At 45.7% G+C, this 16,757-nt stretch carries 14 protein-coding genes; 1 reads left to right on the top strand and 13 read right to left on the bottom strand.

The window, feature by feature from the left end; translation table 11 throughout:
- Positions 1–119 precede the first annotated feature (119 nt).
- Positions 120–1,469, top strand: a complete 1,350-nt coding sequence (locus tag ACIFSR_RS02580) for a lytic polysaccharide monooxygenase (protein ID WP_430054712.1) — start codon at positions 120–122, stop codon at positions 1,467–1,469.
- Between the two features lie 129 nt (positions 1,470–1,598).
- Here the strand turns inward: ACIFSR_RS02580 and ACIFSR_RS02585 are convergent, their stop codons facing one another.
- The 13 genes from ACIFSR_RS02585 to ACIFSR_RS02645 all read right to left on the bottom strand — a co-directional run bounded on the left by ACIFSR_RS02585 (position 1,599) and on the right by ACIFSR_RS02645 (position 16,341).
- Positions 1,599–3,524 (bottom strand): ABC transporter ATP-binding protein, encoded by a 1,926-nt coding sequence (locus ACIFSR_RS02585; RefSeq protein WP_430054714.1) that lies wholly within the window; start codon positions 3,522–3,524, stop codon positions 1,599–1,601.
- Between the two features lie 188 nt (positions 3,525–3,712).
- Entirely contained in the window at positions 3,713–4,774 is a 1,062-nt protein-coding gene (gene add / locus ACIFSR_RS02590) for an adenosine deaminase (protein WP_430054716.1), read from the bottom strand.
- A 67-nt stretch (positions 4,775–4,841) separates the two neighbouring features.
- Positions 4,842–5,219, bottom strand: coding sequence for a hydroxyisourate hydrolase (uraH, locus tag ACIFSR_RS02595; RefSeq protein WP_430054718.1), 378 nt, complete (start codon positions 5,217–5,219; stop codon positions 4,842–4,844).
- A 6-nt stretch (positions 5,220–5,225) separates the two neighbouring features.
- A complete protein-coding gene (gene pucL / locus ACIFSR_RS02600; protein ID WP_430054720.1) occupies positions 5,226–6,176 on the bottom strand; it encodes a factor-independent urate hydroxylase in 951 nt (316 codons plus the stop codon).
- Between the two features lie 17 nt (positions 6,177–6,193).
- A complete protein-coding gene (uraD, locus tag ACIFSR_RS02605; RefSeq protein WP_430054722.1) occupies positions 6,194–6,736 on the bottom strand; it encodes a 2-oxo-4-hydroxy-4-carboxy-5-ureidoimidazoline decarboxylase in 543 nt (180 codons plus the stop codon).
- Positions 6,733–7,233, bottom strand: coding sequence for a (2Fe-2S)-binding protein (locus ACIFSR_RS02610; protein ID WP_430054725.1), 501 nt, complete (start codon positions 7,231–7,233; stop codon positions 6,733–6,735). Before ACIFSR_RS02610 ends, uraD begins: the two co-directional genes overlap by 4 nt.
- 6 nt (positions 7,234–7,239) lie before the next feature.
- Complete coding sequence (gene pucD, locus ACIFSR_RS02615; RefSeq protein WP_430054727.1) at positions 7,240–9,516, bottom strand: xanthine dehydrogenase subunit D; 2,277 nt, start codon at positions 9,514–9,516, stop codon at positions 7,240–7,242.
- Between the two features lie 24 nt (positions 9,517–9,540).
- The gene (locus ACIFSR_RS02620; protein ID WP_430054730.1) at positions 9,541–10,467 is read right to left on the bottom strand and encodes an FAD binding domain-containing protein; all 927 of its coding nucleotides are present in this window, start codon (positions 10,465–10,467) and stop codon (positions 9,541–9,543) included.
- Positions 10,468–10,590: 123 nt separating this feature from the next.
- On the bottom strand, positions 10,591–11,220 hold the full coding sequence (locus tag ACIFSR_RS02625; protein WP_430054733.1) for a nucleotidyltransferase family protein: 630 nt from the start codon (positions 11,218–11,220) through the stop codon (positions 10,591–10,593).
- The gene (locus ACIFSR_RS02630; RefSeq protein ID WP_430054736.1) at positions 11,129–12,235 is read right to left on the bottom strand and encodes an XdhC family protein; all 1,107 of its coding nucleotides are present in this window, start codon (positions 12,233–12,235) and stop codon (positions 11,129–11,131) included. Before ACIFSR_RS02630 ends, ACIFSR_RS02625 begins: the two co-directional genes overlap by 92 nt.
- 75 nt (positions 12,236–12,310) lie before the next feature.
- On the bottom strand, positions 12,311–13,636 hold the full coding sequence (locus ACIFSR_RS02635; protein ID WP_430054738.1) for a 5'-deoxyadenosine deaminase: 1,326 nt from the start codon (positions 13,634–13,636) through the stop codon (positions 12,311–12,313).
- A gap of 339 nt (positions 13,637–13,975) precedes the next feature.
- Positions 13,976–14,920: a serine hydrolase domain-containing protein gene (locus tag ACIFSR_RS02640; RefSeq protein WP_430054740.1), complete on the bottom strand. Its 945-nt coding sequence runs from the start codon at positions 14,918–14,920 to the stop codon at positions 13,976–13,978.
- Positions 14,921–14,937: 17 nt separating this feature from the next.
- Positions 14,938–16,341 carry an MDR family MFS transporter gene (locus ACIFSR_RS02645; protein WP_430054743.1) on the bottom strand — a complete coding sequence of 468 codons (1,404 nt, stop codon included), beginning with the start codon at positions 16,339–16,341 and terminating at the stop codon, positions 14,938–14,940.
- Positions 16,342–16,757 lie beyond the last annotated feature (416 nt).

Consider the following 16,757-nt stretch of genomic DNA (forward strand, 5'->3'; position numbering starts at 1 on the left):
AGGAGGTTTGTTCCCGCACGTTTGCTCAAATGCAACACGAAACGAATAAGCGTTGGTCATTCCAGCTCTTAGACGTGACGGCAATTCCATCTTCCCCAAATTTGAAGGAGGCTACTGCATTGTCAACTATTCGTTCATCACATCTTAAGGTAAAAAATCTGCGTACTTACATTGGCATTCTGCTTATTACTGCTCTAGGATTAACGCTATTCTCGCAACAGCTTTTTGCACATGGTTATGTTGAAGGGCCTGCCAGCCGTGCTGCACTTTGTAAATCTGGTCAAAATACCGATTGTGGTCCAATCGTTTATGAGCCTCAAAGCCTTGAAGCACCTAAGGGTTTCCCCGCAGCAGGTCCTGCTGACGGTAAAATAGCTAGCGCTAATGGCGCTTTCCCTAAACTTGATGAGCAATCCGCTACTCGCTGGTCGAAAGTGAATATGTCTTCCGGTCCAAATACATTTACTTGGAAGCTGACTGCTAATCATGCAACAGCTAGCTGGAAATACTATATAACGAAACCAAATTGGAATCCAAATGCTGCGCTAACTCGGGACTCCTTTGATTTAACGCCATTCTGTTCTGTAAATTATGGCGGCACGCAGCCTCCATTCTCCTATTCGAACAGCTGCAACGTACCTGAACGCAGCGGATATCATATCATTTTGGCGGTTTGGGAAGTCGCTGACACACCGAACGCTTTCTACAATGTCATTGATGCAAACTTCAGCGGCAGCAATCCTGTTGATACACAAGCCCCTACAGCACCCTCCGCTTTAACGGCTACAGCGAAAACTACGAACAGCGTGTCCTTAGCATGGAATGCTTCGACAGACAATGTAAGCGTTACCGGATACCGGATATATAACGGCAGCACTTTAACTGGTTCCGTTTCTGGAACAACTCTTGCTTACAATGTAACGGGATTAGCTGCGAATACAGCTTACACATTCAGCATCAAGGCCATCGACAATGCTGGCAATGAATCCAGTGCAAGCAACTCGCTGTCAGTTACAACGAACGCTACGGTCGGCAATGATACACAAGCGCCAACTGCACCAGGCGCCCTTCATGTAATGGGTGCGCCAACATCCAGCAGCTTAATGCTTATGTGGAACCCATCAACTGATAATGTAGGAGTATCAGGCTACCGCATTTATAACGGAACAACGTTAGTTACAACAGTAGCCGGCACTGCAACTTTCTACACGGTTACAGGACTTAGCGCAAGCACAGCTTATACATTTAATGTTCAAGCGATCGATGCTGCCGGCAATGTTTCCGCTGCAAGCACGGTTACTGGAACAACGGCTGCCGCTTCAACGGCTGCACCTTGGGCTGCAAATACAGCATACACAACAGGTACACTTGTTTCGTACAATGGCTCCACATACGAGTGTCGTCAATCTCATACCTCGCTTGTAGGCTGGGAACCTTCTAATGTTCCTTCGCTATGGCTTTTGAAATAATTCGGGCTTCTCTGAGCCAATTGGGTTTCAAACCTCGAATGAGTACAATAAATGCCTCGTAACAAAAAAGGCTGTCCCTCAAGGTCAATGTAGATCTAGACCTTGAAGGACAGCCTCTTCTTTTGTTCTTTATTGCGCCAATCCTGTCATCTCTTCAGGCTTCATCGCCTTCAATTGCTGTTCATACAATTTGCGATAAAGCCCGCCTTCCCGAAGCAGCGTGCGATGGCTTCCTCTTTGTACAATTTCTCCATCATCGATAACCAATATCTGATTGGCGCGAACAACAGTAGCTAAACGATGCGCAATGACAAATGTTGTCCTTCCAACCATGAGGCGTTCAAGCGCTTCTGTGACCATAGCTTCCGACTCGGAATCAAGAGCAGATGTCGCTTCGTCCAAAATTAATATTTTGGGATCCTTCAAAATCGCTCTCGCAATGGCCAGCCTTTGCTTTTGTCCGCCCGACAATCGCATGCCTCGTTCGCCGATGACAGCTTCATAACCGTCCTTAAACGCGATAATGAAATCATGGGCATTTGCTGCTTTTGCAGCTGCAACAACCTCGTCATCCGTAGCATCGGGTCGACCATAAACCAGATTATCCCTGATCGTGCCGGAAAAAAGTATGTTTTCCTGTAAAACCAATGCAATATGCTTTCGCAAATCATCCAGATTGTAATCACGCACATCGACGCCGTCAATAAATACCGAACCTTCTACAGGCTCATAAAATCGCGGAATAAGGTTGATTAAAGTCGATTTGCCTGCGCCGCTTGGCCCCACAAGCGCAATCACTTCGCCGGAGCGCGCTTCAAACGTAATATCCTTTATGCCCTGTCTTTCTTCAATCGTGACTTCCGGCGGGAATGGATGTACATTCGTTGGTTTCCAATAAAAGCGTTTAGTCGCCTTCTCACGTTCGATAATATCCGTGTCTTCAGTACCGTTAACGGTTTGTGCAGGTATTATATTTCTCGTTTTATAGTTATAGGTAACATTAACGAAAACGACATGCCCATCACACGTTGGCATAGGAAGCGCATCTTCTGACTCCTTAATCGAAGGTTTCTCATCCAGCATTTCAAACACTCGTTCGATATTTGTAATCGAGTTTTGAATGGTGACATTAACATCTGCGAATCGCTGTATCGGCCCATAAAGATTGCCAAGCAGCAATTGAAAAGCGATGATTTCACCTGCTGTCATTTTACCGGCAAGCACTAAGCTGCCTCCACCGAGCCAAATGATAATGCCGCCGATATGGGCAAAAGATTCACTTAGCCTGCCAAGTACATTTGAGAATAAATGAGCGTACACCGTATGGTTATAATGCTGCTTTGTCTGCTTGCCAAACCGGGCCCGCTCCTGTCTTTCACCATTGAATGCTTGCACGATCCGTATTCCCGCCATACGCTCGACAAGTGTGCCTGAGATTCGCTCCATCTGCCGATGAACGGAACGCCATGCAAGCCGAATATGCACATTCATGTTCGTAAATGACAAGTAATAAAAAGGCAAAATAATAAGTGAAAGCGATGCTAAGTACACATTCATCCGAAATAACAGAAACCCCGCAAAAAGCACCATAAACAAATCGAGAACAAGGTTAATGATGCCCCCGCCAATCAAGTTTTGAGCCCCTCCGATGTCATGAATGACTCTAGAGGATATTCCTCCTACTTGCCTCTGATCATAGAAGCTGACAGGCATTTTTTGTAGATGATGATACAGCTGCTCGCGAAGATCCTTCATCATCCGATTGCCAAGCATCGCTGAGAAATAATTTCTTAAAAAGCTGACAATAACACCAAAAAATAAAATAATAGCCATGATGCCTACAATTTGATAAAGCCCCCAGTCCCCTTTGCCTGCAAGTACATCGTCGAGCAAAATTTGCGTGTAGATGGGTGTTGATAGAGGTGCAACGAATTGAACCATGCCTAACAAAATGATAAGTCCTATCGACCACCAATAAGGTTTTGCCCATAGTAAATATCGTTTAACTGGACTAATGTGAATCCCTCCCGAAACACAATTAATAACTTTTTCCATCTTAGTTCATGATGTAAGGGATTACAAAGCCCAAGGTGCACAGGATATAGCAGAAAATGGTTGCGATTGGGAGTAATGTCTATCTGTCAAAGCACAGATGAAACATTTTCAATAAATTCAAGGATTTAGGGGCAAAAACAAAGGCTCCACGTCAAAATCTGACGTGAAGCCTTTTACCTTATATTTTGTTAAACCTTAAATCCTTTTGCTGCCCATTCATTTTCCAGCTTAGCAATCAATAATTGTTTCTCTGCTTCCTCTAAGAAAGCAGCCTTAGCGCCGTTTAGCACGATTTTGGCGATATCATTCATCGTTAAGCCGCAATGCTCAGCCAGCTGTTCGTATTCCTTCTGAATCGTCGTATTCGAAACCGTTCGGTTGTCGGTATTTACTGTAACAATGATCCCATCCTCCAAATAACGGCGGATCGGATACGCGTCCCAGCTTGGAACAGCTTTTGTCTGGATGTTGCTGAGCGGGCACATCTCCAAAGGTATTTGCCGTTCCCTCACGAGAGCAACGACCTCCGGGTCTTCCGGCATTCGAATGCCGTGGCCGATACGTACAGCACCTAAGCCCGTAACAGCGACTCGGACGTTTTCCGCACCTGCCGCTTCTCCAGCGTGGATCGTAATCGGCAGCCCCAGCTGCTGTGCCTCTTCAAAGAGCTGAAGGAACAGCTTGGCGGGAAATCCTGCCTCGTCACCAGCCAAATCGACGGCAACGACACCTTTATTATAAAATCGCGCTGCTTCTTCAACAACGTCCTTATTGAGCGCATAGGAATGATGCCTCATACAAATAATGATGGCTCTAGCTACCGTGCCAAATGCTTGCTCACCGCGCTTTAAGCCATTTATCACATGCTGGATGACATCCTGAATGGTTAATCCTTGTGTGCGATGCAGCTGAGGAGCAAAGCGAACCTCAATGTAGCTTACCTTATCGATTGCAGCCTGCTCAACAAGCTCATAAGCAACTCTCTCTAACGCTGATCCCGTTTGCAAGTACGGCAATACAAAACCAAACTTGTCCAAATACTCCTTTAAGCTCTCGCAAGTTTCTCCAACCTGCATATGAGACAGAAGCTCCGTTTCCGAGTCTATTTGTAAAGGATTCCCTTGCTCTATAGCGAGCTCCCTAATGGTCTCCGGCTTTACGCTCCCATCCAAATGCACATGCAAATCAACCTTTGGCAGCTGCGACAATAACGTTGTCATAGCTGCAGTTTTTTCATTCATTAACGCCATCGTCAAATCCCCTTTCGGTATATTCATACACTATCCTGATTGTTTGTATACATGAACGCAGATTGGGCTAGCTTCCGCGATAGGTGCTGTAGCCGCCAGGAGCAACTAATAATGGCACGTGATAATGCGAGTTTTTATCGCGAATTCGGAACCTAATCGGAATTTCATCAAATATGCTCTCATCTATCGCCGACAAATGTTCCGATCGCCGAAAAAATTCTCCTGCATCAAAAACGATCTCATAGGTTCCGCACTCCATACTTTCACCCAGAAGCAATGGCTCATCAACGCGTCCATCTTCATTCGTCTGATAAGAACCAATGAGCCTAGGCTGGTTTGCAGCTTCCGCGCTCTCCTTACCCAAATACCATAGCTCTATGGTTATGCCAACAACCGGTTTGCCTCCAGCGAGATCAAGAACATGCGTCGTAACTTTCCCGTTCAAACTGGATCACTCTCCCTCAATCAGGTCAGCTCTTGTAAGAGTGAATCCTTGGAAGCCATAAGGCGGACGTGGTTCAGTGAACACGCCTGCTGCTGCGGAATGCTCAGGCTCCATTACCGTTTCCCATGTCCGATTGTTCGACTCGAATCGAACCTCAGACAGCTGCGGGAAGGTAGTAAGAATGCTTTTTCCAATTTGATAGATTAAATACTGAATGGAAGGTGAGTTTGCAAGATGGAACAACGTGTGGGCTAAATCATGAATCTGCTCGGATGGAACATAATTTCCGCGCCGACTGTCCAATGCATCCTCTTCATGCTCATAAGTCCAAAAGATATGAAGGAAAATAAATAAAGGACGATCATAGCTTTCAGGCAAAGTTGTATATTCATCGCGAACGAATCCATAAAACGAGCTGCCCCTCACCTTAATTAGCTGAATGTGGGACAAAGCACTTTCTTGCTCAGCGAGTTGCAAGCTATTAGCTGTACGTATCCATTTTTGCGAAGCGCTCGCATGCTCGTTGTGCGATCTTCGAAACACAAGCTCGCTATCGTTCCAGCCGCTGCCTTCTGCAATCGTGACGGAGCTAAAAGGCAGCCGATCCGCACGAATCTCAATCGCATCAATATGCGAATAACGCTCCATAAATCGCTCGCTTATGAAAGCTAGCAGTCCCTCTGTTGTACTTCCTTCATAATGAGCAGTTTGCTGTAATATAAAATTTTTCATCGAGTCAGTAGCTACGACCTGCGCATTGTCACCCTCCGTAAAGGAGGTAAGCAGCACCTCGCTGCTCACGGAGAAGGTTATGTTATGAGCAAAAATAATATTAGGATCACCCGTATACGTTGATTGAGGGATCGATTTAACAGAAAGCGGTATTGCGTATGTCCGGTAGCTCAGCACATCGCCTTTGCCATAATATAATGTTCGTCCGCTGCGTAATTTTAGCATAATGATCGTTCCTTTCTCTACTCCATGATGAGATCTCTTAAACGAAATCCGGAAATTTTCTCAATTTCTCGCAATGCTTGCTCTATTTCTTCAGGAGCAGAATGCCATAATCTAGCTTCCATCGCTGCGAGTATATCCTCTTTCTTTTTTCCTCTTACTGCGAAAATAAAGGGAAAACCAAAAGATTTTACATACGTTTGATTTAATCCGAGGAAGAGCTCATATTCATCTGCCGTCAATTGATCCAAACCAGCACCTTGCTGCTCTATCGCGGAATACTCGGCAACCGCAAGCCTGGTTCCAAGATCGGGATGGGCGCGGAACAAATCAATAATCGTCTCTACTCTTGATTCCCGCACAACGTTCATCATCGCGTCATGAAGCGCTTCGACCGAAGCAAACGGACGTGCTGCACTTGCCGAAGCCGCCACCCAAGGCGAATGCTCAAATATCGTTCCAAGCCATGTTATGAACTGCTCGCGGGTGCATGCATTGATTTGATCCATATTTAATTTCATTTCCAGTACCCCTCGTGAATCGATCTCATGCCCATCTCTCATATCGCTTGACGCCTCCCTTCAATGGCTCGCTTCACAGCTCTCCATATTCCGCCATATCCAGTACAGCGACACAAATTACCTGACAAGGCTTCTGCAATTTCTTCGTCTGACGGCTCTGGCTGGTGGTCGAGCAGCGCTTTTACGGAAACGATCATTCCCGGTGTGCAATAGCCGCATTGAAAGCCGCCTTCCTCTAGAAAGGCTTGCCCAATCGGGTCGATCCCCTCTGACGAAATACCTTCTATCGTCGTAATCCGCTTGCTGGTGCATTGATAAGCCATCGTTAAACAAGAATTGACCGCCTGGCCGTCAATCAATACCATACATGCACCGCACCTGCCGATATCACATGATCGCTTCGTCCCCGTAAGCGCCAAGTCATCACGCAATATGCTCAGCAATCTGGTGGAAGCTGCCGTTTCAATCTTAAGCTCCTGTTCATTAATGAAGCATTGGAGTGCAAACGGTGTTTGGGCTTTTGCAGTAAGATCGCTCATCTCCGTTCACCCCTTCATAAGAAAAAATGGCTTTTCTTGCAAAAAAGCAGGGTCTACCGGCAGTTTAGTCACCCATTTCCCGCAAGCTTGCCTTATAGCAGCTGCGATAGCTGGTGCTAGAGTGACCGATCCGACCTCGCCAATACCGCGTGGCCCATAATCATCCCCCTCAGGCAAATGCTCAATGGCTTCCACTTCTACTAACCCTTTTTGGTCGATGATCGTTGGAACAAGATACGTATCCAAATTTCGCGTAATATATTGACCTTTTTCCATAATCGCATCTTCCATAAGTGTAAAACCAAGAGCCATACTGCTGCCTCCTTCGATTTGACCAAGGAAGCCTTGTGGATTTATGACAGGTCCTGCCGCTACCGCATGATACTGCTGCAGTACCTTAACTCGCCCTGTCAGCGTATTAATCTCAACCTTTACAACTACGGCCGAATAGGTATACATAAAATGTGCGCCTACTCGTTCTGTAGATGAGGTTGGAAATGAAAACGAAGTTTCACAGCGAATAGGGAAATCGCATTCTTCGGCAAGCTCATGGTAGGTAAGCAGCAGTGCGTTACTCAACGTCTCTCTTATGCCGCCTTCACCCAATTGCAGCTCCTGAACTGGCTGTCCTAACACTGCTTCAGCTCGTTTTAGCAACTGCTCTGTAAATGGCTGCTTTAACTTTTGAAGTGATTTCCACATCATTGCTGTTGCACGCGAAGCCGTTGTTGAACCACTGTTTGGCACGACATCGGTATCGCCGATAATGATCCGCAAATCATCTGCTCCTAACTTGAACTGCTCGATGAGCATCTGCTCCAGCGATGCAATGAGACCTTGCCCAAACTCCTCATAGCCGAATACAGCTTCAATCTTCCCGTCTTTCGCAAGTTCTAAGCGACCGCCTGCAGGGTCAGGAATACCAACCCCAAGTCCTGCGCCATGCATCGTAAAAGCTGCTCCGATGCCCGTTTTCACCCAAGGTTCTGCGCCATCTTTGCTTCGTGACTTGTTTTGCAGCTTTTCCTGCATCAATGGGCTCTTTGCTATAGCACTCCATACTCGCTCGGCACCTTCCGTCATCACGATCGGTTGATCAAATGGCCCGAGATCGTCCATTTGGCGCATATTTAATTGACGAAATGCCCAAGGCTCTAAGCCAACCTGCTCAGCCAGTCGATCCAATTGCCCCTCAAGTGCGAAGATAGCTTGATTGCCGCCAAAACCACGGAATTCACCCGACATACCATTGTTCGTAAATACCGATACGCCTTCAACGTCCAAATGATCGTATTTATAAGGGCCAATTACATGCTCTACAGCAAAATTAAGCACCTCGGCTCCAAGCGTTGAATAGGGACCCGTATCAGAAATAAGTCTGACTTGGTGGGCGATTAATCTCCCTGCTGCGTCAGTGCCCGTTTTCATCGTAATTTTCATCGGATGCCGCTTTAAGCCAGCACGAACCGATTCCTGCCTCGAATTATGCATCTTGACTGGTTTTCCTGTGTAAGTGGCGAGCAGTGCCCCATAAGGCTGCACATTCAACTCGTCCTTTCCGCCAAATGAACCTCCAATGGGGCTGGATACGATCCGAATATCCTCTTGTGGTACAGCTAAAATACGTGATAATTGCATACGATCCATAAAGCCGTGCTGCGTTGGTGAATATACGGTTAACCGATGATTCGCCTCCGGCACGAACAAGCCGCCTTCCGTTTCCATATAGGTGTGCATTTGGCGCGGCGTGTAATAGGTTTCCTCTATGATATAAGCACATTGCTCGAATCCAGCTTCAGCGTTCCCTCTATGAAAGGATGCCCGGTGCATCGCATTGCCTTTTGGATGAAGCAGAGGTGAATCATCCCGCAGCGCATGCTCAGGATCATCCACTACCTGCAAAACTTCATATTCAACTTCGATAAGTGCAATAGCTCTTTGTGCAATGGCAAGGGATTCAGCAGCTACTGTCGCTATTGCATCACCCACATATCTCACCCGATCCTCGCATAAAACAGGCTGGTCAGGATGCGCAATGCCAAAAGCATTTAATCCAGGGACATCTTCAAAGGTAAGCACGGCGTGGACGCCGGTTAGTCGCTTGGCTTTATCTGTATGAATGGACAGAATACGCGCATGAGGATATTCACTTCGTAGAACAAGGCCATAAAGCATATGCTCCCTAGTCATATCGGTTAAATAAGCCAGATTGCCTGTTACTTTACCTGGACCATCAGGACGGATTCGCCATCTACCTCCGCTGCTTGTGCGGTTTAAGAGCATACGCTCACTCCTTCCTGTCATTCCTCAATCTCTAGCTGCCTGCCAAAGCTCCGCTGCGATGACGTTAGCTGCTGTAATCTTCCTATACGACGATGATGCGAATAAATCTTCCCTAGGTTCGTACTCTTGCAAAATACAATCATAGGCTTGCTGAAGAAGCTGATGATCTACAACCGTTCCTACGATTTCTGTTTCTAATCGTTCTAGTCTTTGCGGAAGCGTTTGTCCTCCTCCAAGCGCGATTCTTAGTTCCATGAGCACGCCAGCTGACGAAATCGCGCCTAATATGGCTGCAGTTACAATAGAAGGAGTAAATGCTTCACGACGTCCTACTTTATGGTAGGCGCCAAAATGCTTGATTTTCGAAATAGTATTTTCCTCTTCATCCCCACACGCCGTGCTCTCTTCCGTAAATAATGTGAAAGGCAGGACGATGCTGAGGAGCAATCTCTCACATCCTTGAGCCGGATCGTTTGCTAGAAGCAAATAGCTGGATAAAGGAGCGCGCTGCTCTATTGCACCGTTGTACCAAATCACTTCAGCATCATAGGCAAGGAGAGCGGGAATAGCGTCACCAATTAATGAGGAAACATTGCCGCCAATCGTTGCTAAACGCCGTATGGACGGCGCTGCTATTGCGCGTACAGCATCGGTGACTAGTGGAAAATTACGCTGCAGGAATGCATTCGTCCGACAAGCCTGCAAAGTCACTTGGCCGCCAATAATGACGCCTGATTCGCCGATTTTAACTTCATTTAATCCACGAATAGCACTCAAATTGATCAAATGTTTCGGGATAGCAGAAACACCAGATTCCCACTGCGTTCGAAGCAAGGTTCCACCTGAAATATATAATCCATCAAACCCATAGCTTTGTTTAAGCAGCCATGCCTCTGCGGCCGTCTGAGGATGCCATACAAGAGGAGATGACATGATCTCCTGAGCATTCATGTTCACATTACTCCCCCGATCCGTTTGCATCTAAATAAGTGCGTTCCCCCGCTCCAAACATGGTCATTGCAAGCCTGCGTACCATTTGTTTGGCCCGAAGTGATCTGCTAAAAAAAGGTATCTCTAGCACTCTTTAGACAAACCCAAATATCTTTTTTTAGCTAAAGCAAAATCAGCTGGCGTATCTACGTCAAATAATGTCTCACGATCTAACGCCAGCAGCCCATAGCCTTGAAATTCAGTTGATTCGAACAGTTTACGAGCTCCAGCATCGCCCCTTAATTGAAATAAAGAATCGAACATGGAGCGGGATAATATCGCCGGAGGCATTAGAACAATTTCCCCTTCATTCGCTTCATGCACTGCGGTTGCGACAAAATCGAGCTCCTGACGCTCGCTCCAGCAGCGGATAAGCCTATTAATCATTCCGGAAGTAATAAAGGGTTGATCAGCGAGTACAACCACAACTGCATCAAGCGCAGCTCCCTCTCTCAGAAGCGTTTCAAGGCCGCAGCGTATCGAATAGGACATTCCCTTCTGCGCATCCGCACATTCAATCACAGTGACACCGCTAGACTGAAAATGATGAGCAGCACTTACAGCACTATCCTCTGCCTGGATCCAATCATTTGAATCTTCGGGATTAACAACAACCTTGATCTCATGAAGATCGCTGGACAACAGAGCCAGCAGCCCCATCCGTGCCAGCGGCTTGTTCTTCGACAGCTCGAGCGATTGCTTTCGAACTCCCATGCGCTTGCTCTGTCCTGCTGCTAAATAAAGGGCTGATATTCGCATGTTTGCTCCCCTCCTGTCGCTGGCTCCCTTTCCTTGCTGCACGTATGGCAATTAATTCAGCCGCAACACTGACAGCTATTTCATACGGTCCATCTGCATGAATGGAGAGGCCTATCGGAGCGTGCACATTGGATGGAATGAGAAAGGTCTCAAACAGCATCCGTATCCGCTTCTTTGAACCAAGAACGCCAATGTAAACAAGCTTTAGAGGCAATGCAAGCCTAATCATGTCCTTATCCTGAGACAAATTATGGCTGCATACGATTAAATAATCATCTGGACGGAGTTGCACCTGCTCCATTATTTGTACGGGAGATCCAATTACACATTCGGCGTGTGGAAACCTTTCCTTCGTACATAACGCCAGCCGCCAATCAGCTGCTATAACACGAAAGCCAATTTGTATCGCTAACGAATAGATAGCTTCCGCGTCTTTTCCTAGCCCGAATAACACCAAACGAGGTCTAGGCGTAATTACGATCGTCATTTGATTGGAATTGTTGTTCAGTTCATCTTCATAGTCCACCAGTGAGTGATCGCCAAGGTTATCAATAAGAGCGTAGCTGATTTCTTTCTCATCCCAGCTTCGCATTAGCTTAACGGAAATACCGGCATCATTTTTTGCTTTCGCTTCAAGCAAAATCGCCCGCAATCGCCCTTCCACAGGCTCCAGCAACATGCGAATCTCGCCGCCGCAGCCCACACTCTCACCCCATATAGCATCCTCTTCAGGCTTCATATTATAATCGACACAAATGAATTGACCGGAATCCCATACACCCGCCGCCCTTTCCAACAAATCTTGCTCCAAGCAGCCAGGGCTAACCGATCCAATCTGATCACCGCTGAAGCTGAACAACATCGACGCTCCGGTCTTACGATAGGAATGACCCTCAACACATACAATGGTAGCGAGCACACTCGGCTCGTCGCTTGCCTTCAACGATTCCAATACATCATGCATATCCATCCGCTATCCCTCCATTAGCATTAGCGCATTTAGCCCTCGCATGGTAATCATTCAGTCTAGCCTTCAACCAATCAGCTACAATCGAGCGATCAATTTTTTGAGCGAGCGATCCGCTTCCTTTAAGACAACTTTTTTATCAACCGTTCTCACAATCTTGTTTTCCATGACCACTTGCCCATCGATAAGAACGGTATCAACATCGCCTCTTGTCGCCGCATAAACAACTCTTGAATACCAATCTGCATCGAATGATGGATACACATGGAAATCCTCCAAATCATGCAGCTGCAAATCCGCGAGTTTCCCAGTCTCAATACTGCCAATCTCATTTTCTAAGCCAAGCACCTTCGCACCGCCCATCGTCGCCATCCGCAGTACCGTTTTTGCATTCATAATCGTAGGACCATGCTTCACTTTTTGCATATAAGCGGTTAAGCGCATCTCCTGAAACATATCCAAATTATTGTTGCAAGGCGCGCCATCCGCACCAATGCCAATATCAATCCCTTGCTCAAGAAGATGCGGAATTTCTGCAACTCCTGACGCAAGCTTCATATTAGAGCCCGGACAATGAGTAATCTTGACTCCCCTCTCCCGTATAATTCTTTTTTCCTCTTCATCTAACCAAATGCTATGTGCCAAAATGAGATTCGGCTTCGCAAGTCCAATATGATCGAGATAGACGACATTTCTCATTCCGCGTTCCGCCTCAACCATTGCAATTTCGCCCTGGTTTTCCGATGCATGCGTGTGCACCATTACGCCATACTTGGCAGACAAGTCACGAACGCCAATAAGCAATTCCTCGGTGCATGAAACAACAAAACGCGGGCAAAAGGCGTATTGAATTCTCCCATTTTCAGCACCATGCCATTTTTCGAGAAGATCCACACTGTCCTGCAGCGATTTTTGAGTATTTTCCTGCAGAGCAAGCGGCACCTCCGTACCATGATCCATCATCACTTTTCCAGAGAGTGCTCGAATGCCGCTTTCTTTAATAGCTTGGAAAGCCGATTCTGTATAATGAACCGTCTCCATATCCAGAATTGTCGTTGTACCGCTGCGAATCAGTTCGCCAATCCCGAGCATGGCTGAGTAGTAAACAGAATCCTCACTATGAGCAGCCTCAAGCGGCCAAATCTTTTCCTTCAACCATTCAATGAGCGATAAATCATCAGCCCTCCCTCGAAACAGCGTTTGGCATAAATGGATATGCGTTTGTACAAACCCGGGCAGCAGCACTTTGCCGCCTGCTTCAATAACACGATCAACATTCTGTGTCTCCAACCGTTCGCCCATTTGGGCAATTCGGCTTCCCTCTATTAAGACATCACCTGTGAAAATCTGATTGTCGTGGTTCATAGTCATAACTACTGCGTTCCGAATAAGTATAGTTGTCATTCAAAAATTCCCCCTCATGCCTCAAGTGCTAGTATGTAAAATTCACCAAATATTCTGCCTTTATTAATTACAGCATCACCGTCATCCTACAAACGGAAAGACAATGCAGGCATTCACTTTCTTTGTGTAAGGTTATCTAACATAATAATGCAGAATTGATCGTTAGGCAATACGTTTATTTAAATATTTATATGCTTCACTATGAAATATCGGAACTACTTAACATTAATGTGACATTAATGTTCCATCGAAAAAATTCAATTCAGCAAAAAGAACAAAAGCCGCTCCAAACACGAAAAAATCGCGTTTGGAGCGGCTTTTGATTTATTCACATACCGTTTATTGTTTATTTGTTCCTAAACAAGACGGAATAATATGTTCAAATATAAGGCGTCTTGACCATATTGCCTCATTTCGTTTCGTTATTTGTTTTCGAACGACGATCACAAGCTCATGTTCTGGCGCGATGAGCAAATATTGACCGCCATGGCCAAAAGCAAAATAACAATCGCATTGCCCGTTGTGACTCTCCGGCGAATACCACCAGTGATAGCCATAGCCGCCATATATCGGCGGTTCATACTGCATCAATCCGCGATGATGGAGCTGCGTCGATTCTGCTATCCATGAAGCTGACAGCAGCTGCTCGTTGTCAAAATGTCCACTACCTACAAATAAACTGCCTATCTTCGCAAGATCTCTGCCATACAGTTGAAGCCCGGTTCCGCCTTCATTAATACCTGCCCGTTCCATCCATCTCGCACTGCGAAAGCCAAGCGGACCAAACAAATAATCTTTGGCAAACGAAAGAGCAGGCATCCCAGTCGCTGAAGTCAATATCGCAGACAACAGATGAGATCCACCCGAGTTATAAGCAAAAGCCGTTCCAGGTTCAGAAATCAGTGGCTGATTAAATACGAATTGTATGGGATCTCTCGCTGCTTTCAAGGCTTTATATGGCTTGTCAAAGTCAGGCCAATCAAACCCAGGCGTCATGGTAAGCAAATGCTTGATTGAGATTTGGCTGAGCGCTTCGCTTATTTCCGGCGGATGCTCCAAATAATTCGTAATGGGCTCGTCCACACTCTTCAGAAAATGTTTATCAATCGAGATTCCAATCAACGCGGATAAGACGCTTTTTGTACAAGAATAGAGCGGACCGATTGAATCCTGTCCGCTCTCATACCATTCGCCAAGCAGCTTTTGTCCTTGAAGCACGATAACAGATTTCATTTTCCATTCGGCTAACAGCTTGTTACTTGCTTCCAAATCTATAGGATTCATCTGTTTAATCGACCTTTCTAAGAAGCATTTCTTTGCTGCTGTTCAGGCTGCTTAATCTTAGGCATGCCAATTGATACAAATACAACAAAAACAGATAATACCGCTACCCATATGAATATCGTATGCAAGCTTCCTGCAAGAACCGTTGCTTCAATTCGATCAGCTTGACCGGTATGAAGCAGCAAACCAAACACAGTAATCCCAATGGTCTGGCCGAGTGTACGAATGAAATTGTTGCTGGCCACAGCAGATCCACGAAGCTCCCAGCCAACAGCTGAAGATACGGCTACCGTTATGGATGTAAGAGAAAGGCCAAACGAAAGTCCCGCCAAAAACGTATAAATGATAAATAATACAATGGATGTTGAAGCTGTCATAAAAGCGAAACCAATACTGCTGACGAACAAGAAGCAAGAGCCCGCCACACTAATAAAGCGCAATCCTTTTTTGGCTATCCAGTTTCCTGCTAATATTGAGCCCAGCGGCCATGCTACGGATAATGGAATCATGGCAAGTCCAGAATAGGTAGCTGGTTTGCCGTAAACGCCTTGAATCCATAAAGGCAAATAAAATATTATGACGACATTGATCACACACAATAAGAAACTGCTAAGATTCGCCATGCTAATAATCGGATTCCGAAATAGCTGGAATGGAATGATCGGTTCTGGAGAACGTTTTTCGATACGAGCAAAAATGACGAAAAATAGTACAGCTACACCAAATAATACGCTAATCGTTAGTTTTCCGCCGTTGCCACCATCGGCATCGCGAATTAGCGTCATCGCATATAAGAAGCTAAACATAGCGATCGTAAAGGTAATGATGCCAGGATAATCAATATGTCTCTTTTTCTTCTCCAATGTCTCCCGCAGTGAAGTGGAGAGCAAATAAATAGCAACGATTCCAAACGGCAAATTCATATAGAAGATTGCCCGCCAGGATATGTAATCGACCAACAGACCGCCAAACAATGGGCCTGAAATACCCGCTATCCCCCATATGCTTGACATCCAGCCCTGTACCTTCGCACGCTGTTCATAGGGATATAAATCTCCAATGATCGTATAAGGTATCGTCGTGAGCGCACCTGCTCCGAGTCCTTGCAAAGCACGAAACATAATAAGCTGATTCATGGATTGCGCTACACCAGATAACATGGAGCCTGCAAGAAAAATCAATGCACCGATAATAAAAATTTTCTTTCGACCGTAAAGATCGGATAGCTTGCCGTAAACAGGAGTAGTAATAACGGTTGCGAGCAAATAGATCGAAATAATCCAGCTGTACTGCTGGATTCCTTGAAGTTCTCCCGTAATGCTAGGCATGGCTGTACTAACGATCGTCCCCTCGATGGCAGCAAGAAATGTGGCGACGAATAATGCAATGGTTACTTTTTTCCGAGTCTGATTAGCGTTCATTGTTCATCCTTTCTGTGAATAACATGATAAATAAAAAAAATATTCACACGACCTTTCTATTATGGTCGCTGGAAGCATGAAATATCAACGTATTTATTTCAATCAAGACGTTCGCGATAAACGAATCTCCTTCTTTTGCATGCATAATTTAGTACAAACCCGCAATATATATTGTGATCGATCAACTTCAGCTGTACGCCAAAATTCACGATCGCCAAAAAGCTGACATAAAGCCTGTTCAGCTGTTTTATATGAAGCATGTTCTTCTATTAAGATTGTGACGCAAACCGTAAAACATAGCGATTCATATCGCCGTAACGCATCCACCTTTTTTTGGAAATCCAGCATGAGAATAGTCGCCCCTTCATACACATAAAACCTATTCCCTATTGTAACTGTTCCTGAAAAGCAATTAG

The organism is Paenibacillus sp. NRS-1760 (assembly GCF_050467785.1).
Lineage (GTDB): Bacteria > Bacillota > Bacilli > Paenibacillales > Paenibacillaceae > Pristimantibacillus.

Coding starts and splice junctions, on each gene's coding strand:
- ACIFSR_RS02585 (WP_430054714.1), bottom strand. CDS start 3,524: ATGGAAAAAGTTATTAATTGTGTTTCGGGAGGGATTCACATTAGTCCA.
- add (WP_430054716.1), bottom strand. CDS start 4,774: ATGGCGTTAATGAATGAAAAAACTGCAGCTATGACAACGTTATTGTCG.
- pucL (WP_430054720.1), bottom strand. CDS start 6,176: ATGCTAAAATTACGCAGCGGACGAACATTATATTATGGCAAAGGCGAT.
- uraD (WP_430054722.1), bottom strand. CDS start 6,736: ATGAGAGATGGGCATGAGATCGATTCACGAGGGGTACTGGAAATGAAA.
- ACIFSR_RS02610 (WP_430054725.1), bottom strand. CDS start 7,233: ATGAGCGATCTTACTGCAAAAGCCCAAACACCGTTTGCACTCCAATGC.
- pucD (WP_430054727.1), bottom strand. CDS start 9,516: ATGCTCTTAAACCGCACAAGCAGCGGAGGTAGATGGCGAATCCGTCCT.
- ACIFSR_RS02620 (WP_430054730.1), bottom strand. CDS start 10,467: ATGAATGCTCAGGAGATCATGTCATCTCCTCTTGTATGGCATCCTCAG.
- ACIFSR_RS02625 (WP_430054733.1), bottom strand. CDS start 11,220: ATGGGAGTTCGAAAGCAATCGCTCGAGCTGTCGAAGAACAAGCCGCTG.
- ACIFSR_RS02630 (WP_430054736.1), bottom strand. CDS start 12,235: ATGGATATGCATGATGTATTGGAATCGTTGAAGGCAAGCGACGAGCCG.
- ACIFSR_RS02635 (WP_430054738.1), bottom strand. CDS start 13,636: ATGACAACTATACTTATTCGGAACGCAGTAGTTATGACTATGAACCAC.
- ACIFSR_RS02640 (WP_430054740.1), bottom strand. CDS start 14,920: ATGAATCCTATAGATTTGGAAGCAAGTAACAAGCTGTTAGCCGAATGG.
- ACIFSR_RS02645 (WP_430054743.1), bottom strand. CDS start 16,341: ATGAACGCTAATCAGACTCGGAAAAAAGTAACCATTGCATTATTCGTC.